The organism is Geminicoccaceae bacterium, from assembly GCA_020638465.1.
In the GTDB taxonomy this organism is placed as follows: domain Bacteria; phylum Pseudomonadota; class Alphaproteobacteria; order Geminicoccales; family Geminicoccaceae; genus JAGREO01.
The window spans coordinates 1,980,369-2,001,765 of sequence record JACKIM010000002.1 but is presented as its reverse complement, the minus strand read 5'-3'; the positions used below and the strand labels follow the sequence as shown (position 1 = coordinate 2,001,765).

Here is a 21,397-nt window from a genome sequence, read left to right as displayed (position 1 = left end):
ACGTGGTCTTGCCGGCACCGTTCGGGCCGAGCAATCCGACGGCCTCGCCGCGGCGGATGGTAAAGCTGACATCGCGCAACACCACGCGGCCGGCGAACGCCTTGCGCAGGCCGCGCGCTTCGAGGACGCCGCCACCCGCGGAACGTTGTGCCGATCCGGCAGGTGCGCCGGCTTCATGGTGCTGCGCGGGGATGATGTCGGCTGGCTCGTTCAATTCTTGTCCTTGGCCGGCACGAACAACGCCCGTACGCGGTGATTTCCCGATGAAGGGTTGGCTGTCATGGTGGCAACACTCGTTGCCAGGTCTATGGACAGGATATCCCCGCGTATGACGTTCTCATCACGGGTCAAGGTAACGTTGCCGAGCAATTCCAGCGTGCCTTGAACCACATCGTAGACACCCTTTTCACTGCTGGCATTCTCTCGTGGCGAAGCCATGGTCACGCCGCCATCCACCTCGATGCGGCGAATAGGCTGGCTGGATGATTGTTGTCCATTGAGCGCGTAATAGACGAGGAGACGTTCGGCATGCATCGTCAGATCGCCCTGGATGACGATCACGTTGCCGGTAAAGGTCGCCGTCTCGTTGTTCTGCGCCACGGTGAGCTTGTCGGACTCGATCTCGATGGGCAACGACGTATCGTATGCAGCCGTCTCCTCCTGTGCTCCGCCGGATTCCGCCATGCCCGTCGCGAGCAGGGTGACGATAGCACAAGCGAGCCCGGCCCGTTTGATCTGCCGCAAGGATGTCGTCATGCGATTCCGGCTCTCAGGCAATCATGCAGATGCAGCGCTCCGATCGGGCGATCGTCTTCGACGACAAACAGCACGGTGATCGATCGCGGCCCGCGGACATTCATCTCGTTCACGGCCTCGACCGCCAGTGCCCGCGGGCCGATGGTGCGCGGATTGCGTGTCATCACTTCGGCAACCTTGCGTTCGAGCACGTCAGGCGTCATCTGCCGGCGGAGATCGCCGTCGGTGATGATCCCGACCAGCCTGCCATCGCTGCCGGTCACACCGACGCAACCGAGGCGCTTGCCGGTCATCTCGATCACGGCAGCCGACACGAGCGCGTCAACGTCGATGATGGGCAGATCGCTACCCTTGTGCATCAGTTCTTCGACCCGCAAGAGCTGACTGCCAAGCTTCCCGCCCGGATGGAAGACGGCAAAGTCATGCTTGGTGAAGCCGCGACGCTGCAGCAGGGCAACCGCCACCGCATCGCCCAATGCCAGCATGCAGGTGGTCGAGGTGGTCGGAGCGAGGCCCATGGGACAGGCTTCGCCCACGTCCGGAACCAGCAGGACCGCATCCGCCGTCTCAGCCAGCGTCGCCCGGGGACGTCCGACCATCGCCACAAGGGGAATGTCGAACCGGCGGGTATAAAGGGTGAGATCCCGCAATTCGGAGGTTTCGCCCGAATTGGACAATGCCAGCACGGCGTCCTCGCGGGTGATCATGCCCAGGTCGCCGTGGCTTGCCTCACCCGGATGAACGAACATCGCCGGTGTGCCGGTGGATGCGAGCGTGGCAGCGATCTTGCGGCCGACATGCCCGCTCTTGCCCATGCCGCTGACCACGACCCGCCCCCGGACCCTTGCAAGAAGGTCTACCGCTTTGGCGAAATTGTCGTCGATCGATGCGGCAAGGGCGTTCAAGGCCGTCGCTTCTGCCAGAATGGTATCGCGGCCGGCTGCGATCATGTCTGTAGCGGCGCGGGAATCACGGGTCGTGTATGCGCCCAGGTCTTCCATCAGGCCCTCTTTGTGGCCATCGCTTCGGATTCGTTCAACCACACCATTCCCGCCATTGCATAGTCTGCCCGCGACCACGATCAGTCATCGCACGCATCATCATGTCGCCGCATAGAGCACAGACGACGGCCTCGTTTGAAGCCCGATTGTGACCCGGCATCATTTTATGCGTCAACGCGCTTCAATGGGCAAAGATATCCACTTCGTTCCAGCCGAGCAGATCAAGATCGGCCCGTTTGGGCAGGAAGTCGAAGCAGGCCATCGCGAGTTCGCTTCGGTTTTCGCGTTGAAGCATGACGTCGAGCCGCTCACGCAAGGCATGGAGGTGGAGCACGTCCTGCGCGGCGTAGGTTTGCTGTGCCTCGGTCAGCTCGGCAGCGCCCCAATCGGAACTCTGCTGCACTTTCGAAAGATCGACCCCGAGCAGTTCGCGACACAGTTCCTTGAGCCCGTGACGGTCAGTATAGGTGCGAACGAGCTTCGAGGCGATCTTGGTACAGTAGACCGGTCCGGTTTGCACACCCAGATACTGCTTCATGACGGCAACGTCGAAGCGAGCGAAATGGAACAGTTTCAGCTGGTCGGGATTCGTCAGCATGCGCGTGAGATTGGGAGCATTCCACGACATGCCGTCGAACTTCACCAGATGAGCGATTCCGTCGCCCGAGGAAAGCTGCACGACGCAGAGACGGTCGCGAAGGGGATTGAGACCCATCGTCTCCGAATCGATCGCGACGACAGGACCGAGATCGAGATCTTCCGGGATATCACCATGATACAAATGGATCGTCATCGGCTCACTCAGACAGGAATTCCGACAACGAGTATCGCCAAACATGGTGAATTTCGGGTTAACGGCTACCCGCAAGGCCGGATTATTGGGGACGTTGGTGCCCAGGAGAGGACTCGAACCTCCACGACCAGATGGTCACTAGCACCTGAAGCTAGCGCGTCTACCAATTCCGCCACCTGGGCATCGTGCGCGGTGATTTATGGTCTCTCGGTGCCGTCGTCAACAGCTTTGCGCAGGCTTTTCGCACGACGGTGTCATCAGCCATCACAGGTTACGGTTCACCTGCCGATCGGGATCGTCTATATCCCTGACCCAGACTTTCTGTTGGAATCCGCCCCGTTCGCGCCATGGCCGCCGGTGGCGGGAGCTCAGCGGTTTTCGGAGGCAGGATGCGGAACGCAACGGTCACGGTTTTCGGCGGCTCGGGGTTCATTGGCGAGCAGGTCGTCAAGCGGTTGGCGGACGATGGTGCAATGGTTCGGGTGCCCACCCGCAATCCCGCCCTTTCGGGCTATCTCTGTCCGCTGGGCGAGGTCGGGCAGGTCGTGCCGGTCAAGCTCGCGGGAGTGGAGCCCGGGGATATCGATGCCGCCATGGCCGGCTCGACCCACGTGGTCAACCTCATCGGCATCATGCACGAGCGCAAGGCGGGCGACTTCGATCGCATTCACGGCGAACTCGCCGGCACCATCGCCCGGTCGGCGAGCGAGCACCGGGTTCGTTCGCTGGTCCACATCTCCGCGATCGGTGCCGATAGCGGGGCGCTGAGCGCCTATGCCCGCAGCAAGGCCAAGGGGGAGGAGGCTGTCCGCGATGCCTTCGGCGATGCGACCATCCTTCGTCCCAGCGTTGTCTTCGGGCCGGGCGACGGCTTCTTCCACCGGTTCGCCGAGATGGCGACGCTGTCACCCGTGCTGCCGCTGGTCGACGGGGGGGAGACACGCTTCCAGCCCGTCTATGTCGGCGATGTCGCCGATGCCGTGCTGACCTGTCTTGGTGGCACGCATGCCGGTATTTACGAACTGGGCGGGCCGGAGGTGAAAACCTTCAGGCAGCTCCTGAGTTACATGCTCGAAAAGCTCGGTCGCGGCAACCGGCTGGTGAATGTGCCATCCGGCATTCTCGAATTCCCGGCGCGCTTGATGGAGTACCTGCCCAATCCTCCCCTGACCCGTGATCAGTTGCTGTTGCTCAAGCGGGACAACGTCGTGTCGGCCAATGCCCGGACCCTGTCCGATCTGGGTATTCACCCGACACCCATGGAAATCGTGGTACCGCGCGTGGTCAAGGCCTTCGCCCGGCCGAGGATTGAGGTTCCTGCCATCTGACAAGTCCCGCGCCCGCCTTTCGTCATCGCGATGGCACCCGCTAGTGCTCAGGCGCATTCACTTCGTTCATTCACCCGAGCACTGGTTCCTTGTTTTTGCATCAATTTATCCAGTCAGATCAGTATGATCTGTCTGGATCGATGCACTAGGTCGATGCCATCGGGCTGCATAGCTGCGAGTTGGAAGCCACCATTCCGGATAACATCCAGTACCGTGTTTCAGGTGGGCACAAGCTCACGGGGCGCATCCGGCCAAGCGGCAACAAGAATGCGGCCCTGCCGATCATTGCCGCGTCGCTTCTGACGGACCAACTCGTCCGCCTGACGAACGTGCCGCGCATCCGTGATGTCGAGGCGTTGGTCGAACTGGTCGCCTCGATGGGTGCGGACGTGCGCTGGACAGGCGACAACGCGCTGGATATCCGGGCATCCGATGTCCGGCCTGCCGATCTCGATCCGGATCTCTGCGCCCGCATCCGTGCATCCATCCTGCTCGCGGGGCCGATGCTGGCGCGCTGCGGCGAACTCACGCTCCCGCCGCCCGGCGGTGATGTCATCGGTCGGCGACGCATCGATACGCATTTCCTTGCCCTGCGCCAGCTTGGCGCGACAATAACCGCGGGGGAAACCTATCGATTCCGGGCCGGCAAACTCGTCGGAGCCGACGTGTTCTTCGATGAGCCATCGGTCACCGCAACCGAAAACGCCCTTTGTGCGGCGGTTGCGGCCGAGGGAACCACGATCCTGCGCAATTGCGCATCGGAACCCCATGTCCAGGACCTTGCCCGCTTCCTGAATGCGCTCGGGGCGCGGATCGAGGGGATCGGCACCAACACGATGGTGGTCGAGGGCGCGCGCGCTCTTGGTGGCACCACCCACGCAATCGGTCCCGATCACATCGAGGTCGGATCGCTCATCGGCCTTGCCGCCGTGACGCGTTCGCACATCACGATTTGCAATGCCGGCGTGGAACACCTGCGCTCGACATTGATGAATTTCGAGAGACTGGGAATTGCCTGCGGGGTGGATGGTGACGACGTGGTTGTTCCCGCGGAACAGGAGCTGAAGATTCAGGCGGATTTCGGTGGCCATATTCCCAAGATCGAGGATCAGCCATGGCCGGCATTCCCCGCCGATACCATGTCCATCGCCATTGTTGCGGCGACGCAATGCGATGGTGTCGTCTTGATGTTCGAGAAGATGTTCGAAAGCCGGATGTTCTTTGTCGACAAGCTGATCGCGATGGGCGCTCGGATCGTTCTGTGCGATCCCCATCGGGCCATCATCGCCGGACCGTCGAGATTGAGGGCGGCACGACTGGAAAGCCCGGATATCCGGGCCGGCATGGCCATGCTGATCGCGGCCATGTGCGCCGAGGGGACGAGCACGATCAACAATGCCCAGCAGATCGAGCGGGGTTATGAACGCATCGACGAACGCCTGAACGCGCTGGGGGCGCAGATCACCCGGATCCCGGCGCGGGGCTGACGTTCGGCCGACGGTTCACGCCCGGCAGGGGGATCTATCCCGCAAGCGGACTGCTGACGCCCCACATCGACAACAGGACCAGCATCACGATGCCCAGTGCTATCCGGTACCATGCGAACGGCACGAAGCCATGCTTGCTGATGAAGGCGATGACCGACCGGACGACCGCGAGTGCGGCGAGGAAGGCGATCACGAAGCCGACGGCGATCAGGCCGGCATCATCGAAGCTCAGCACGTCCCGGTTCTTGTAGAGGTCGTAGACCGTCGCTCCCAGCATGGTCGGAATGGCGAGGAAGAACGAGAATTCGGTAGCGACCTTGCGTTCGAGGCCGAGCAGCAGGCCGCCCATGATGGTCGCGCCAGAGCGCGAGACGCCCGGGATCATCGCCAGCGTCTGGCACAGGCCCACCGTGATCGCCAGCAACGGGCTCATGGTCTCGATGGTTGTCGGCTTGGGCTGGTGAACGCGGCGTTCGATGACGATGATCAGGATGCCGCCGACGATGAGGGCCACCGACACGACCCAGGGATTGAACAGGACGGACTTGATGAATCCGTGGAGCAGGACGCCGAGGACGGCGGCGGGCAGGAATGCGAGGACGATGTTGCGCACGAAGGCGAAGGCCGACGGGTCCGAGAACATGCGCAACGCGACATGGATCAACCGCTCGCGATAGGCCCAGCAGACGGCGAAGATGGCACCGAGCTGAATGACCACCTCGAAGACCTTTCCGGGCGGTCCCTCGAACCCGAGGATATTGATCAGCAGGATGAGATGGCCGGTGGAGGAGACCGGGATGAATTCGGTAAGTCCTTCGATGAGGCCGAGCAGGCTCGCTTCGAAATACTGGGTCAGGTCCATGGGCAGGGCAGGTCCGGGAAAGTGGGGGAGGGATCCGGGGGCTGGTTCGCCACAGGGGACAATGACCAGCCTGCGTCACCTAGCCCCGGTCATGGACCATGACAAGTTAACAATTAATTAATACCATTTCAGTAGTGAATCTTGAAAAATTCCCACTGTGCAATCGCCGGATCAGGTGATGCGGGGCAGGATAATTCGAAAATAATACCGTATCGGTATGATTGGCCGGAATCATCGCTTTACGCCCGCCCGGCTCGCCTATATAAGATGGACCGCCGGGATCTTGTGTGAGCCTGATGATCGGAGTGGCACCCGTCGACGTCCCGCAAGTCGGGCGACCGGACGCGGCAGCCGCCGTTCGACGCCTCTCCCGGCGTTCATGATCCCGTTTCGTGACCGAAAAGATTGAAGGGGAGGGCGCCCTATGGCCCGCAAGATGATGCAGTTCGTCAGCCTCGGCCATGCCATGCCGGAAAAGCGCGATGCCGGGCTGCGAAAGCAGGATTTCCAGGAAATCTACGATCGGTTCGCGGACAAGGCCGCGGGCGATCAGGCGTCGCGCTGCGAACAGTGCGGCATTCCCTTCTGCCAGGTCCATTGCCCCCTGCAGAACAATATCCCCGACTGGCTGAAACTGACGGCCGAAGGTCGCCTGCAGGAAGCCTATGAACTCTCGTCGGCAACCAACAACATGCCGGAGATCTGCGGCCGCATCTGTCCGCAGGACCGCCTTTGCGAGGGCAATTGCGTTCTCGAACAGTCGGGTCATACGACCGTCACGATCGGGGCCGTGGAAAAGCACATTACCGAGACCGCCTTCGAGCAGGGGTGGGTGCAACCCGTGCGTCCGCTGTGCGAGCGGAGCGAATCGGTGGGCATCGTCGGGGCCGGTCCCGCCGGTCTTGCGGCGGCCGAGGAACTTCGCCGGCAGGGTTACAGGGTCACGGTGTATGACCGCTATGATCGCGCCGGCGGTTTGTTGATCTACGGGATTCCCGGATTCAAGCTGGAAAAACACGTCATCCAGCGCCGGCAGAAGCTGCTTGTCGATGGCGGTGTGGAATTTCAGTTGGGTGCGGATATCGGCGGAGAGGGAAGTCCTTCCTTCGCCGGCCTGCGCGAGAGGCATGATGCCATCCTGATCGCGACGGGTGTCTACAAGGGAAGGGAACTCGGCGGGCTCAATACCGCCCTTGAGGGGATTGTTCCGGCCCTGGAATTTCTCACGGCCGAGAACAGGCATGACCTGGGTGACCGGGTCGAGGCCCTCGAGAGCGGCCGCCTCAGCGCGAAGGACAAGAATGTCGTCGTGATCGGCGGTGGCGACACGGCCATGGACTGCGTGCGCACGGCCATCCGCCAGGGCGCGCGCACGGTGCGCTGCCTCTATCGCCGCGACAGGGCCAACATGCCAGGCTCGATGCGCGAAGTGAAGAATGCCGAGGAGGAAGGCGTCGAATTCGTCTGGCAAACGGCGCCGGAAGCTTTCCTCGGCGACGGGGCGGTTCGCGCGGTTCGCGCCATCCGCATGCGGCTTGGTGCGCCCGACGCCTCGGGGCGTCAGCGTCCGGAGGTGATCGAGGGCTCGTCGCATGACATCGAGGCCGATCTCGTCATCAAGGCCCTTGGGTTCGATCCCGAGGACATCCCGGCCATGTTCGACGAACCGGCGCTCAAGGTCACCCGTTGGGGTACCGTGACCATCGACTGGGACACGATGATGACCAGCATGGATGGTGTGTTCGCTGCCGGCGACATTGTTCGCGGCGCTTCGCTGGTGGTCTGGGGCGTGCGCGATGGCCGGGAAGCCGCTGCTTCCATACACCGATATCTGCAGAACCGTGACGCCGGGGCCGATGCGCCCATGGCTCTGGCATCGTGAGGGGAACTCCCATGAGCAGGAACGAAAAGGGTTTCGAAAACGCCCTCGAATTCGTCGAGACCTATCAGCGTGAAAGCGCGAGGCTCGCCGCACTGGGCATGGAGGACGCTCTGGCGGACCGCGATGCCTGCGGTGTCGGTTGTGTCGTTGCCATCGACGGAAAACCCCGGCGCGAGGTTGTGCTGGGCGGCATCGACGCGCTCAAGGCGGTCTGGCATCGCGGGGCGGTGGATGCCGACGGCAAGACCGGTGACGGGGCAGGCATCCATATCCAGATTCCGCAGGAATTCTTCAAGGAGCAGATCAAGGGCGCGCGCGATGCCCTGCATCGGGTGGCCGTCGGCATGGTATTCCTCCCGCGCAACAGCTTCCAGCAACAGGAAGCCTGCCGCACTCTGGTGGAGAGCGAAATCCTTTCCTTCGGGTATTCGATCCGCGGCTGGAGACAGGTGCCGGTCAATACCAGTGTCATTGGCGAGAAGGCCCAGGTCACGCGGCCCGAGATCGAACAGATCATCATCGGCAACCCCGAAGGCCGTGACGATGACAGTTTCGAACGCGACCTCTATGTCATCCGGCGGCGTATCGAAAAGCAGGCGCTGCGGGAGAACATCACCGAATTCTACATATGCTCGATGTCATGCCGCTCCATCATCTACAAGGGGCTGTTCCTCGCCGAACAGCTCGCAGTGTTCTACCCGGACCTGCTCGACGAACGTTTCGTGTCGAGTTTTGCCGTCTTCCACCAGCGCTATTCGACCAACACCTGGCCTTCATGGCGTCTGGCGCAGCCCTTCCGCACGCTGGCGCACAACGGAGAGATCAACACGCTGCGCGGCAACGTCAACTGGATGCGCAGTCACGAGACCCGCATGGCCGCGGAATGCCTGGGGGAATACAATGACGACGTGAAGCCGTTCATCCAGTCGGGAAGCTCCGATTCGGCCTCGCTCGATGCGGTGTGCGAGGCGCTCGTGCGTGGCGGCCGCAAGCTGCCGCTGGTCAAGACGATGCTGGTTCCGCCAGCCTGGTCGCATCGCATGGCCATGCCGAAGGAGCATGCCGACCTTTTCAGCTACTGCAACTGCGTCATGGAGCCGTGGGACGGGCCGGCAGCCCTCGTCGCCACGGACAGCCGCTGGGTGGTGGCCGGCATGGACCGCAACGGTCTGCGGCCGATGCGTTACAGCCGTACGTCCGATGGACTTCTGGTGGTAGGCTCGGAAAGCGGCATGGTACCGTTGCGCGAAGCCGACATTGTCGAAAAGGGCCGGCTCGGACCGGGTGAGTCAATCGGTGTCGACCTTGAAAACGGGCGATTCTATCACGACCGGGAGTTGAAGGATTATCTGGCATCGCTCAAGCCCTATTCACGCTGGGTCGAGAATATCACCCATCTGGAAACGCTTGTGGAGAAGCATGGTCCGGCACCACAGACCTTCGAGCGTGGAGAGCTGCGCCGCCGGCAGGCCCTGTTCGGCCTGACCATCGAGGACATGGAGCTGATCCTGTCGCCCATGGCTGTCGACGGCAAGGAAGCGCTGGGCTCGATGGGCGACGATACGCCGATGGCGGTATTGTCGAAGAAGTATCGCGGCCTGCACCATTTCTTCCGTCAGCAGTTCAGTCAGGTGACCAACCCGCCCATCGACCCGTTGCGGGAATGGCGGGTGATGAGCCTGAAGACGCGGTTCGGCAATCTCGGCAATGTCTATGACGAGGATCCGAGCCAGACCGCGATCCTGCAACTCGAAACGCCGGTGCTGACGACCACCGAATATCATGCCGTTGCCGGATATTTCGGGGATAATGCGCGCACCATCGATTGCACCTTCCTTGCGCATGACGAGTCCAATCCCAAGGGCGAGCGTCTGCGTGCGGCGCTGGACCGGATCCGCCAGGAGGCGGAGGAGGCGGTGCGTGGCGGTGCCGAGGACCTCATCCTCACCGATGAGCATGTCGGGCCCGAACGGGCGCCGATCCCGATGATTCTTGCGGTGGGAGCAGTGCACAGCCATCTGGTCCGGCAGGGATTGCGCGCCTTCAGCTCGATTACCGTACGTAGCGGAGAATGTCTGGATGTGCATTACTTCGCCGTGCTGATCGGTGTCGGTGCGACAGCGGTGAATGCCTATCTGGCGGAAGCGGCCATTGCCGATCGCCATGCGCGCGGACTGTTCCCCAACCTCACGCTTGCCGAATGCATTGCCAACTATCGCGAGGCGGTGAACCAGGGCCTGCTGAAGATCATGTCCAAGATGGGCATTTCCATCGTCAGCTCCTATCGCGGCGGATACAATTTCGAGGCGGTCGGCCTTTCCCGTTCGCTGGCCCGGGAATATTTCCCGGGTCTGGTCACCCGCATCTCGGGCATTGGCCTCACCGGCATCAAGTACCGGGTGAAGGCCATGCACGAGCAGGCCTTTGCCACCAGCGAGCCGCCACTTGCGATCGGGGGGTTCTATCGCTATCGGCGGGGTGGCGAGGCGCATGCCCTCGAAGGGCGGATGATCCACCAGCTCCAGCATGCGGTGGCGACTGATTCCTACGCCGCCTACAAGCGTTATGCGGAGACGGTCTACGCTCAGGAGCCTGTGACCGTGCGTGATCTTCTCGACTTCGTGTACCGCAATGATCCGGTTCCGCTGGAAGAAGTCGAAAGTATCACGGAGATCCGCAAGCGGTTCGTCACGCCGGGCATGTCGCTGGGAGCGTTGAGCGCCGAGGCGCACGAGACGTTGACGATCGCCATGAACCGGATCGGAGCGAAATCGGACTCGGGCGAGGGGGGCGAGGGTGCCGAGCGCTATGTCCCGCGACCCAATGGCGACAATGCCAATTCGCCGATCAAGCAGGTCGCGTCGGGCCGGTTCGGTGTAACGGCCGAATATCTCAACGCTGCACGCGAGCTGGAAATCAAGGTGGCACAGGGGGCGAAGCCCGGCGAAGGTGGCCAGTTGCCGGGGTTCAAGGTGACGGTGGAGATCGCCCGTCTGCGTCATGCTACGCCCGGTGTCACCCTGATCAGCCCGCCGCCGCATCACGATATCTACTCGATCGAGGACCTTGCGCAGCTGATCTACGATCTCAAGCAGATCAATCCCAAGGCCAAGGTGTGCGTGAAACTGGTGTCGGAAAGCGGCATCGGCACGATCGCGGCAGGCGTGGCCAAGGCCAGGGCCGATGTCATTCTCGTATCCGGTCACAATGGCGGCACGGGTGCCAGTCCGCAGACCTCGATCAAGTTTGCCGGCACGCCGTGGGAAATGGGTCTTTCCGAGACCAACCAGCTGCTCACTCTCAACCGCCTGCGTCACCGCGTCGTCCTGCGGACCGATGGTGGCCTCAAGACCGGCCGCGATATCGTCATCGCGGCACTTCTCGGTGCGGAGGAGTACGGTATCGGCACGTTGTCGCTGGTCGCCATGGGATGCATCATGGTGCGGCAGTGTCACTCGAACACCTGCCCGGTCGGTGTCTGCACACAACGGGATGACCTGCGCGCGAAATTTACCGGCTCGCCGGAGAAGGTCGTCAACCTGATGACTTTCATTGCCGAGGAAGTTCGCGAAATCCTTGCATCGCTGGGACTTCGCTCGCTCGAAGAGGCAGTCGGCCGCACCGACCTGCTCAAGCAGGTGGGACGCGGCTCGCAGGACCTCGACGATCTTGACCTCAACCCGATCCTCGCGCAGGTCGATGCGGCAGGGCTGCCTCGTCATTGTGCCATCGAGGGCCGCAACGAGGTCCCGGACACGCTCGATGCGCAGATGGTCAAGGACGCGACCCCGTTGCTTGAGGATCGCGAGAAGATGCAGCTCACCTACAATGTCCGCAATGTCCACCGCGCGGTGGGCACGCGGCTGTCGGCACACATCACCAAGCGCTACGGCATGGCGGGATTGCAGCATGGCCATCTCACGGTACGGCTGCGCGGTTCGGCAGGACAGTCGTTGGGTGCCTGGGCGGTGCAGGGGTTGCGTCTCGAAGTGTTCGGCGATGCCAACGACTATGTCGGCAAGGGCCTGTCCGGTGGCAGCATTACCGTGAGGCCGATGGTCTCCAGTCCGTTGGTGGCGCGTGACAACGCCATCATCGGCAACACCTGCCTCTACGGTGCCACGGCGGGCGAGCTGTTCGCGGCGGGCCGGGCCGGCGAGCGGTTTGCCGTGCGTAATTCCGGTGCCGTGACGGTCGTCGAGGGATGCGGCGACAACGGCTGCGAGTACATGACCGGGGGCACGGCCGTCATTCTCGGGCCTGTCGGTGACAACTTCGCCGCGGGCATGTCGGGTGGCATGGCGTTCGTGTGGGACCCGGACGGGCAGGTCGAGGAGCGGCTCAACGGCGACATGGTGGTCTGCCAGCGTATCGAGGTCGATCACTATGCCGCCTTGCTCAAGGACCTCATCGGTCGCCACGTCGAGGCCACGCAAAGCATGCTCGGTGACAGCTTGCTGCGCGACTTCGATCGGGAGATCGAACGCTTCTGGCAGATTGTGCCCAGGGAATTGCTTGGCAAGCTGGAGGTTCCGGTAACAGCCGACGTCGCCGAGCGGGCCAACGCCTGATCGTCGGCGTGCCGTGGCTGTCTGTGGTTCGGTGCCACCCTCTCTGTTTCGAGAGGGTGGCCGTGCGGTAACGGATGCCGCATCGGGAAGATCCGGCGATACAAGAATATTTCAACTTATGATATATTAACTGTAAAAATATTCTACTTTTGGGAAATGCATTGTGATATGACGGATGGATCCTGTTCTACCGTTCGGGGTCCGGAAAATTGCCTGTCGTGCATCGATGCCACTGGAATCGCCTCCCGCACTGTCTTCTGGCGGCAGCCCTGGTCACCCTCAGCCTTTCTTCGACCGTCGAAGCGGCAACGCCCGATCGTACCCGCCGTGTCGTGCCCGTCCCGCAACCCAAGCCTGCTGGCCACCAGGTTGAAATGGGGTTGATCGAGCCTGCCGCAGCGTCCCGCGGTCGGTCGGTTTCGAGCTTCCAGATGCCCGGCCTGGTGATCAGTGTCGACCACGATGCCAACCTGCTTGATGTGCAACTTCAGGAGGGGCGCATCCCGCGCGACGACCTTCGCCACCAGTTCGGCCTGCTGCAGCGGGCGGTACAGCTCCAGGATGAAAGAGGAGATCCGAAGCTGACGGCGGGACTCAAGAAGGTGTTCGATGGGTTGGCTCAATTGGCCCTGATCCTCGACGAACCCGATGCCGCGTTGCTTTCCGAGGAGCAGGCGCTGGCCCTGTTTGACAGGATGGCGCCATCGCAGCGCGGTCGCATGCCGGCCCGCATTGCACGACTGGAAACTCTGGACCGCTGGGCCGATCTGAACTTCCGTATGGGGAACTATGGCGATGCCGCCGATGCCTATCGCGAGATCGCGGCGGAGACCCTGCAGGGTGAGGGATTGTCGCGGCAGGAACCCGCCGTCTGGTCGCGGGTCGCCCGAACGATGATCAAGCTCGCAGCATCCCGTCGTCAACTTGGCGACCGGCAGAGTTCCATCGATGCGTTTCAGGCTGCCGGCTTCATTACCCGGGCACTGCTCGATCGGGAAGACATCAGTGAAACCGGACGGGAGCCGTTGTCCATGCAGCTGGCCTTCATTCGTACCAGCATCGAAACCATCGACGGAGCGTTGCCTGCTGATGGCGACCTCCAAAAGGCCGTTTTCCGGGATGTTGAGCCATGAGTGCAGCCGATACCCTCGAAGAACGGCGGGAACTTCTTGATTCAAGACGTCTTGATCGGCCGGTCGACACCAATGAATCGATGCACCTCGCCAAGGAGCGGGCCGGTGTGCCTTTTGCACAGCAATCCCGTGACATGTTGTCCCTGCGCCGTGGCTCCGGCGGCATCGAACCCAATGAGTACTACTATTTCGGACTTTATGACCGGACATTGTTCGACGATGCCGCACGTGCGGCTTTCCTCGGCCGCTGGCGGGTTCACCGCATGGCCAGTGCCTTCAATGAGGAGGTTTTCGGCAAGACGGGAGACAAGGTCGCCATCCAGAGAATGCTTGCGGCCGTGGGCATCGCCGTTCCGCGCACCCTCGCACTCTACAACAGGGATGGCACGGTGGACGAAGGCATACGCCATGTAGGCGATATTGATGACCTTCGTCGGCTGTTCCTCGAAATCCCGTCGGCGGGCCTGTTCGGCAAGCCCGTGTCATCGGTTGGCAGTCTCGGGGTGATTTCGATCGATGGCTTCGATGTGGAAAGCGACAGATTGCAGATCAGCGATGGCGGCAGCGTGTCATTGCGTGAATTCGTGGTTGAATTGAAGCGGTACGAGGAGGATGGGTACCAGTTTCAGGAACGCCTGCATTGTCACTTTGACATCAAGCCCATCCTCGGAAACCGCATCGGCACGCTGCGTGTGCTGGTGGCCAATGATGGGGAGCCGCAGATCGTCCGTACGAGCTGGAAGATACCGACCGGTACCAACATGGCTGACAATTTCTGGCGCAAGGGTAATCTTCTGGCGGCCGTCGAACCGGAGACGGGGCGTGTGTATCGTGTTGTTGACGATGTCTATCCCCGTTTGAAGGAGATCACCGAGCATCCCGATTCCCATGTGCGGTTGATCGACTTCATGTTGCCGGACTGGCGGGAGATGCGGGAAATGGTGATCGAGGCCTCGCGAACCCTCACCGGTCTGCCGCTGCTGGGGTGGGATGTTGCGCTGACCGACCGGGGTCCCGTCATTGTCGAAGTCGAAGGCAATGGCGGTCATCCGATGATGACCCAGCTTGCCCAGGGGCGTGGGCTGCTCGAAGAACCCGCCATTCGCTCGGTCATGGAGAAGATGAGAAAGATGCAGCCCAGTATGCCAGTCCTGCTCTTTCGCTACATCAGGCGAAAGGTGCTCGGCAAGGCGGCACCTTGAGATCTTCTGGTTGATAAATTATTTTTTTGGCGGAGTTTGTCAGGAGAACCTGTTCCAACTTATCGCAGCAGGCATTAGCTATCCCCGGTCAAGGTGGGGAGAGTGACGTGACGGATGACGAACGGCAGCAGTGGGTGGAATGTCTTCAGTCGGCATTGGAGCGGCGTTTCGGGGTAACTGCACAGGTGCCCGACGACCTCGGAACCGATGACCTTCGACGATTGTCAAGCATTGCCATGCGACGATCGCATCGAAGCTGGTCGGACCGGCCCGTCGGCGATGACCTTATACGATTGCTGGTTCTCACCGCCCTGAGTGCTCCGTCGAAAAGCGATCTTCAGCAGGCTGACATCATTCACGTGCGCGATGGGGAGTTGCGGGCGGCTGTTGCGGGGCTCGTCCCTTCCATGTCCTGGGTTGCAACGGCACCGGCATTCCTCATGATCTGCGGCAACAATCGACGTATCCGACAGGTTGGCGACGCGCGTTGTCACCCCTTTGCCAACGATCATCTCGACGCGTTCTTCAACGCTTCGGTCGATGGTGGAATTCACATGGCCTACCTGTTGATGGCAGCCGAGATGATCGGACTAGGCGGCTGCCCGGTCAGCGTCATCCGCAATCGTGCCGTGGAGGCGAGTGCCCTGCTGGGATTGCCCGAGCATGTATTCCCGGTGGCAGGACTGGCCCTGGGCTGGCCCGATCGCGAGAATTGCATCGTTCCGCGATTGTCGCCATCAATCACCTTTCACACCGACCGCTTCGAGGATGCGGGTATCGCCGAGATCGAAGCCTACGACCGCCGTCGGCGGGCGGTCCTGCCCTATGGTTCGCAGCGGCGTACCGACCTGTTCGGCTCCAGCGAAGACTACGGGTGGATGGAGGAGAAGGCCCGCCACTACTCCCTGCCCGAACGTCAGGATTTCGGCGCTTTCGTACGCGGCAAGGGATTTAGGCTCGACTGAGGCGGGCGGGTTCCATGTTCGACGCCATCGCGCCGCTCATCCTGCTGATCGCGCTCGGCGTGATCCTCGGTCGTTCGGGGTTCCTCGACGAGGAACGCCGGCGGGTCGTGGACGCGCTGCTGTTCCATCTGCTGATGCCGGCGTTCATCCTTGCCCGACTGGGCAGTGCCAGCCTTGACATGACGGTGCTCGCCGACCTCCTTGTGCTGGTCACGGGGCTGGTCAGCAGCACCGGTGTGGCCATGCTCTTGTTGCGCAGGCCGCTCTGCTTCGTGCTTGGCGGCATCTCCGGGGTGACATTCACCTCCCTTCTGCAAGGGACGATCCGCAACAATTTCTTCATTCCATTCGCCATCGCCGAGACGGCCAACCTCGATCTCGGCGGCCTGCTGGCCATGGCGACGGTCATGAATATCCTGCCTGCCACCGCGCTCAGTGTCTTCGCGTTGACCCGTCATGGCGACCATGCGACGAGGCCAGGCTGGAAATGCAGTCTGGTGACATTGGTCAAAAATCCCCTGGTGATGGCCGCGTTGGCCGGGACCGGTCTCAGCCTGTCGGGTATCGGACTCGACGGGCCGCTGGAAGGCGCGCTGCGCCTCCTCGGGAATGGCGTGCTGGGACTGGCCCTGCTGGCGGTCGGTGCCGGGTTGCGTCTGGGAAACATGCCTCGTGCCCGGATGGGTATCTTTGGGATCAGCCTGGCGAAACTGGCACTGTTGCCCCTCCTTGCGGCTCTGCTCGCGCATGCGCTGGATGCTGCGGCCACCACCACGGCCACTGCCGTCCTTCTGCACACGGCCCCGACAGCCGCTGGAGCATATATTCTTGCACGACAACTTGGCGGAGATGGCGAAACCATGGCGGCGATCATCTCCTTCCAGACGGCCGCGTGCATGTTCACCATGCCCCTGATGCTCTATCTGCTGGGAATACGCATCGTCTAGGTTTGGGGTTCCTTGCCCCTTCCCGGGAAAAAGATCGGTTGCCGAATCAGCACAACGGAGCAACATTGACATCCAGGGAGCAGGCAAAAAAGTTAGGGAGAGAACGAAGCATGCTGAAAAGAACTCTTGGCGCCTTGGCTGCGGCTGTGATCGGCTTGAACGCGTTCGCCGCGAAAGCCGAATATCCTGACCGGCCGATTACCCTGGTTGTTGCCTATGGCGCTGGAGGGGCCACCGACATTGCTGCTCGCAACATGGCTGCCGTCGCACCCAAATATATTCCGCAACCGATTCTGGTCGTCAATCGCACGGGTGCCGGCGGAGCGACCGGGACGGCATCGGTGAAGAGTGCCGATCCCGATGGTTACACGATGATCGTCGCCCGGGTCGGTTCCCACACCGTCAATCCCGCCATGAAGGCGAATCTGCCCTATTCGATCGACGATTTCAGGTATGTTTCCGTATTCGAACTCAACCCCGTGATCTGCGCCACCAGTCCTGACAGCGGCATCGACAGCATGGACGCCCTGATCGAGAGGGTGAGGGCCAATCCGGGTGAGGTTACCTACAGTTCGTCGGGCGTCGGATCGCTCCTGCATATTGCCGGTGCGCTGGTGATTGATGCCTTCGGTGTCGACAATGTCGCCGAAGCGGTGACGCATCTGCCGTTCCGGGGAGGCGGGGAGGCCGCGACAGCAGTGGTTGCCGGTAACGCAACATTCATCTGCACCAATTCGTCCGCGTTGATGGGGCATATCCAGAATGGGGCACTGACGCCCCTGATGGTGACGACCCATGATCGCCTTGACGGTGTCGATGCGCCGACAGCGGCTGAACTCGGTCATCCCGAACTGGAAGTCCTCGTCGGATGGAGCGGTATTGCCGGACCGAAGGATATCTCCGATGAGGTTTACGATGCCTGGAACAACTGGCTGGCGGAAATTGGCAACGACGACGATTTCGTCAGCACCCTGAAGGGACTTGGATCCATACCGGTGCAGATGAATACCAAGGATTCCGTTGCCTTCATCCAGAAGCAATATACGGAGTTCAAGCAACTGGTCGACAAGCTGGGCCTGCAAGTCGAATAGGGTACGGCAGTGTCCGGCATGGCCGGGGGGCGGCAGAACTTCCTTCTCGGGCTCGGCATTGCCGCCTTCGGTGTCCTGCTTCTCCTGGTCATTATTCCCGAAGGTGTTGTTGTCCCGAAGGGAGTTCGTTCGGCCGTGCTGTCGCCGGCTTTCTGGCCGAGTGTGATTGCCGGGTTCCTCATCGTATCCGGTCTGATCCTGGCCGTGCAGAGTCGTCTGTACGGCCAGTCGATGGAGCTGGAGCACCATGATGTCTCATGGTTGCGCTTTGGCCTGGGTGTCGTGTTTCTGGCGGTCTTCTATCTCCTTGTGCGACCGATCGGGCTCGTTCTCGCGTCGATGTTGGCCATTACCGCCTTCGGCCTTGTCGCACGCGCCCGGAACAGGCCCATGCTGCTTGTCACCGCCGTGATCCTGCCCCTTCTCCTTTACGGGTTCTTCGTCAAGATTGCCGGTTTGCCCGTTCCTGTCGGTCATTGGATATCATTTCCATGAATGGCATGGACGCGGCACTCGCTGCCCTGAGCGTGGTAGCCCATCTCGATAATGTCCTTGCGCTGGCCCTGGGCGTCGTGATCGGTGTGATTGTCGGCGCCATTCCGGGCATGTCGGCGACCATGGCCGTCGCGCTGTCATTGCCCTTCACCTTCACTCTGGACCCGATCGTCGGCATTCTCATGCTGCTGGGTGTCTACAAGGGGGGGATTTACGGCGGCTCGATCCCGGCCATCCTCATAAGGACACCGGGAACACCGGCATCGAGCTGTACCGTTCTCGATGGCCACCCCCTTGCTTCCAGGGGGCAGGCCGGCAAGGCGCTTGAGATGTCGCTCTATGCGTCCTGCATCGCCGATGTCATTTCCAATCTGTCGCTGATCCTGTTTGCGGCCTGGCTCGCCGCGTTTGCCCTATCCTTCGGCCCGCCGGAATTCTTCACGCTGATTCTCTTCAGCCTTACCATCATCGCCGGTGTTGCCGGTGATACGCTGATGAAGGGGCTCATCGCCGCTGGTCTCGGCCTGCTGCTGGCAACCATTGGCCTCGATCTGGTCTATGGAACCGACCGCTTCATTTTCGGTCAGGCCGATATGATGTCGGGGCTCAATTTCATTCCGGTCCTGATCGGGTTGTTCGCCATTCCCGAAATTCTCCTGCAATGCAGCAGTTCCCCGGATGATGAAGGGAAGATGGTTGCACTCGGGCATTCGCATGCGACGATGGCCGACATGCGCCGATGTCTGAAATCCATCCTGCGTGGAAGCGTTATCGGCGTCATCATGGGAGCGATACCCGGCATTGGCGGTGCCCCCTCCGCCTTCATGTCGTATGGTGCCGCACGGAGGGCATCGCCGGACGGGGATAATTTTGGCAAGGGCGAACTCGAAGGTGTCGCCGCTGCCGAGGCTGGCAACAATGGCGTATGCGGTGCCACGATGATCCCGCTGCTGGCGCTTGGCGTACCGGGCGATGTCATCACGGCGGTAATCCTCGGTGCCTTCATGGTACATGGCCTGCAACCGGGGCCGTTGTTGTTCCAGCAGAATATCGTCATGATCTATTCGATCTTCATCGGCATCATGCTGTCATCCGTCTTCCTTCTGATCGTCGGACTGGTTGCGATACGCATTTTTCGCCATGTGGCGGATATCCCGAAATCGATTCTCATGCCGTCGGTTCTGGCGTTGTGCGTGTTTGGCACCTATGCGGTCAACAACACCATGTTCGATGTATTGGTGATGTTCGCCACGGGTCTGCTGGGCTATGGCATGATCCGCCTTGGCATGCCCGTTGCCCCCTTTCTCATAGCCTTCATTCTGGGGCCCATGCTGGAAGACAACTTCCGCCAGGCCATGTTGATGGGACGGAGCGATTTCGTGATCTTCTTCCGCAGCCCCATCACCTGGTTCTTCTGGTCGCTCACCTTGCTGAGCGTCGGCATGATGATCTGGCGCGGGGTCCGTCCCATGCCCGCAGAGGTCAACTGAGCGACAAGGTTTCGTCTTGAGCATATCCGTTGTCGATCGACCATTGACGTGCGGTAATGCCTGTCACTTGGAACGCAGGTGGTGGAAGCCGGAGCCCGGTTGTATGGCACGATGATTGATGGGGATTTCGGGGCTCGGATGAGCCGACCGGCCTGTCCCGTATGCCGATCGGCTGACAGCCATTCGCTGGTCGAGGTGGAGGGACGTCGGTACTGGGCGTGCCCGGTCTGCGAGGTGCGCTATCTGGATCCATCCCGGCATCCGACTCCGGATGAGGAGCGTGCGCAATATGCGCTTCACCGCAATGAGGTTGACGATCCGGGATACCGGAAGTTCCTCGCGCGCCTCGCGACCCCACTGCTTGAAAGGCTTGCGCCGGCATCGAGCGGCCTTGACTACGGATGTGGTCCGGGACCGGCGCTGGCAGCCATGCTACGTGAAGCGGGGCAGCGAATGGCCGTCTATGATCCGCTCTATGCGCCCGACCGAAAGGTACTGGGACGGTCTTACGACTTCATCACCTGCAGCGAAGTGGTCGAGCATTTTCACCAACCGGCTGACGAGTTCGTCCGTCTGACCCGACTCGTGCGGCCGGGGGGCTGGATTGCGGTGATGACATGCTTCCAGACAGATGATTCACGATTTGCCCGGTGGCACTACCGACGTGATCCGACTCATGTGGTCTTTTATCGCGAAGCCACATTCCGATACATTGCGAAGATCCATGGGCTGTTCCTTGAGTTCCCCGCGAGGAATGTCGCGTTGATGCAAAAGTCCACCAACGATGGGAATCCACCACCGGCTTCGGACACGCCCGGGAGATCGTCTCACGAGACCACGCCGATATAGGGGAGGTGGCGGTAACGCTCGGCATAGTCGATCCCGTAACCGACGACGAAGACATCTTCGATGGTAAAACCGATGAAATCGGCTTCGAAGTCGACCTGTCGCCGCGACGGCTTGTCGAGCAAGGCACAAGTCCATATCTTCCTGGCGCCGTTCTCATAGAGAAGATCGGTCGTGAACTTGAGCGTACGGCCGGTATCCTGGATATCGTCGACCAGTAGCACATCGCGATCATCGACAGTGGTGGGCATGCCGCCGATGACCTTCACCCGACCCGAGCTCTCCTTGTCCAGCCCGTATGAACTGACCTGCAGGAATTCGATGTCCGGTTGCAGCCCCTTGGCGTCGAGGGCGCGCGTGAGGTCGGCGGCGAGCATGAACGCCCCCTTGAGGAGCCCGACCAGCATGATGTCCGGTGGAACCGCCAGGGCGATCTGATCGGCCAGTTCATCGATCCGGCGATGAACTGTCTCGGCGCTGTAAAGCGGTGTTACAGTTTCGCTCATCTGCTTGCCTCCCGACAACCGCACCAATGACGCTCACATCAG

The 21,397-nt window shown here is 61.4% G+C and carries 18 protein-coding genes and 1 tRNA gene; 12 read left to right on the top strand and 7 right to left on the bottom strand.

The features are described 5' to 3' along the window. From H6851_19635 to H6851_19615, 5 genes are all read right to left on the bottom strand, one after another. Window positions 1-193, bottom strand: a 193-nt coding sequence (locus H6851_19635) for an ATP-binding cassette domain-containing protein (GenBank protein MCB9945824.1), incomplete at its 3' end; no start/stop codon positions are given. 17 nt (window positions 194-210) lie between these two features. Next, window positions 211-756, bottom strand: coding sequence for a lipopolysaccharide transport periplasmic protein LptA (gene lptA, locus H6851_19630; GenBank protein ID MCB9945823.1), 546 nt, complete (start codon window positions 754-756; stop codon window positions 211-213). Then, complete coding sequence (locus H6851_19625) at window positions 753-1,757, bottom strand: KpsF/GutQ family sugar-phosphate isomerase (GenBank protein MCB9945822.1); 1,005 nt, start codon at window positions 1,755-1,757, stop codon at window positions 753-755. Before H6851_19625 ends, lptA begins: the two co-directional genes overlap by 4 nt. Before the next feature lie 181 nt (window positions 1,758-1,938). Next, window positions 1,939-2,550 carry a ribonuclease D gene (locus H6851_19620; GenBank protein MCB9945821.1) on the bottom strand — a complete coding sequence of 204 codons (612 nt, stop codon included), beginning with the start codon at window positions 2,548-2,550 and terminating at the stop codon, window positions 1,939-1,941. A 95-nt stretch (window positions 2,551-2,645) separates the two neighbouring features. After that, window positions 2,646-2,732: transfer RNA gene (locus H6851_19615), tRNA-Leu, on the bottom strand. A gap of 207 nt (window positions 2,733-2,939) precedes the next feature. Here H6851_19615 and H6851_19610 point away from each other — a divergent pair. Further along, window positions 2,940-3,878: a complex I NDUFA9 subunit family protein gene (locus tag H6851_19610; GenBank protein MCB9945820.1), complete on the top strand. Its 939-nt coding sequence runs from the start codon at window positions 2,940-2,942 to the stop codon at window positions 3,876-3,878. Between the two features lie 191 nt (window positions 3,879-4,069). Then, window positions 4,070-5,365: a UDP-N-acetylglucosamine 1-carboxyvinyltransferase gene (murA, locus tag H6851_19605; GenBank protein MCB9945819.1), complete on the top strand. Its 1,296-nt coding sequence runs from the start codon at window positions 4,070-4,072 to the stop codon at window positions 5,363-5,365. Between the two features lie 34 nt (window positions 5,366-5,399). On the opposite strand, the gene H6851_19600 is transcribed toward murA, so the two are convergent. Continuing rightward, on the bottom strand, window positions 5,400-6,227 hold the full coding sequence (locus H6851_19600; protein MCB9945818.1) for an undecaprenyl-diphosphate phosphatase: 828 nt from the start codon (window positions 6,225-6,227) through the stop codon (window positions 5,400-5,402). A 424-nt stretch (window positions 6,228-6,651) separates the two neighbouring features. On the opposite strand from H6851_19600, the gene H6851_19595 reads away from it, so the two are divergent. From H6851_19595 to H6851_19550, 10 genes are all read left to right on the top strand, one after another. After that, complete coding sequence (locus H6851_19595) at window positions 6,652-8,109, top strand: NAD(P)-dependent oxidoreductase (GenBank protein ID MCB9945817.1); 1,458 nt, start codon at window positions 6,652-6,654, stop codon at window positions 8,107-8,109. An 11-nt stretch (window positions 8,110-8,120) separates the two neighbouring features. Then, window positions 8,121-12,680 carry a glutamate synthase large subunit gene (gene gltB, locus H6851_19590; GenBank protein ID MCB9945816.1) on the top strand — a complete coding sequence of 1,520 codons (4,560 nt, stop codon included), beginning with the start codon at window positions 8,121-8,123 and terminating at the stop codon, window positions 12,678-12,680. Window positions 12,681-12,898: 218 nt separating this feature from the next. Beyond that, entirely contained in the window at window positions 12,899-13,813 is a 915-nt protein-coding gene (locus H6851_19585) for a hypothetical protein (GenBank protein ID MCB9945815.1), read from the top strand. Beyond that, entirely contained in the window at window positions 13,810-15,015 is a 1,206-nt protein-coding gene (locus tag H6851_19580; protein MCB9945814.1) for a hypothetical protein, read from the top strand. The genes H6851_19585 and H6851_19580 overlap by 4 nt, the downstream gene beginning before the upstream one ends. 236 nt (window positions 15,016-15,251) lie before the next feature. After that, window positions 15,252-15,980, top strand: coding sequence for a nitroreductase family protein (locus H6851_19575; GenBank protein MCB9945813.1), 729 nt, complete (start codon window positions 15,252-15,254; stop codon window positions 15,978-15,980). Between the two features lie 14 nt (window positions 15,981-15,994). Then, on the top strand, window positions 15,995-16,927 hold the full coding sequence (locus H6851_19570; GenBank protein ID MCB9945812.1) for an AEC family transporter: 933 nt from the start codon (window positions 15,995-15,997) through the stop codon (window positions 16,925-16,927). Window positions 16,928-17,037: 110 nt separating this feature from the next. After that, on the top strand, window positions 17,038-18,018 hold the full coding sequence (locus tag H6851_19565) for a tripartite tricarboxylate transporter substrate binding protein (protein MCB9945811.1): 981 nt from the start codon (window positions 17,038-17,040) through the stop codon (window positions 18,016-18,018). A gap of 18 nt (window positions 18,019-18,036) precedes the next feature. Then, on the top strand, window positions 18,037-18,513 hold the full coding sequence (locus tag H6851_19560; GenBank protein MCB9945810.1) for a tripartite tricarboxylate transporter TctB family protein: 477 nt from the start codon (window positions 18,037-18,039) through the stop codon (window positions 18,511-18,513). After that, window positions 18,510-20,003 carry a tripartite tricarboxylate transporter permease gene (locus H6851_19555; protein MCB9945809.1) on the top strand — a complete coding sequence of 498 codons (1,494 nt, stop codon included), beginning with the start codon at window positions 18,510-18,512 and terminating at the stop codon, window positions 20,001-20,003. The genes H6851_19560 and H6851_19555 overlap by 4 nt, the downstream gene beginning before the upstream one ends. Window positions 20,004-20,141: 138 nt before the next feature. Continuing rightward, entirely contained in the window at window positions 20,142-20,852 is a 711-nt protein-coding gene (locus H6851_19550) for a class I SAM-dependent methyltransferase (GenBank protein ID MCB9945808.1), read from the top strand. Here the strand turns inward: H6851_19550 and hpt are convergent. Further along, the gene (gene hpt, locus H6851_19545; protein ID MCB9945807.1) at window positions 20,831-21,355 is read right to left on the bottom strand and encodes a hypoxanthine phosphoribosyltransferase; all 525 of its coding nucleotides are present in this window, start codon (window positions 21,353-21,355) and stop codon (window positions 20,831-20,833) included. The two genes, H6851_19550 and hpt, sit on opposite strands and share 22 nt — an antisense overlap. Window positions 21,356-21,397: the final 42 nt, after the last annotated feature.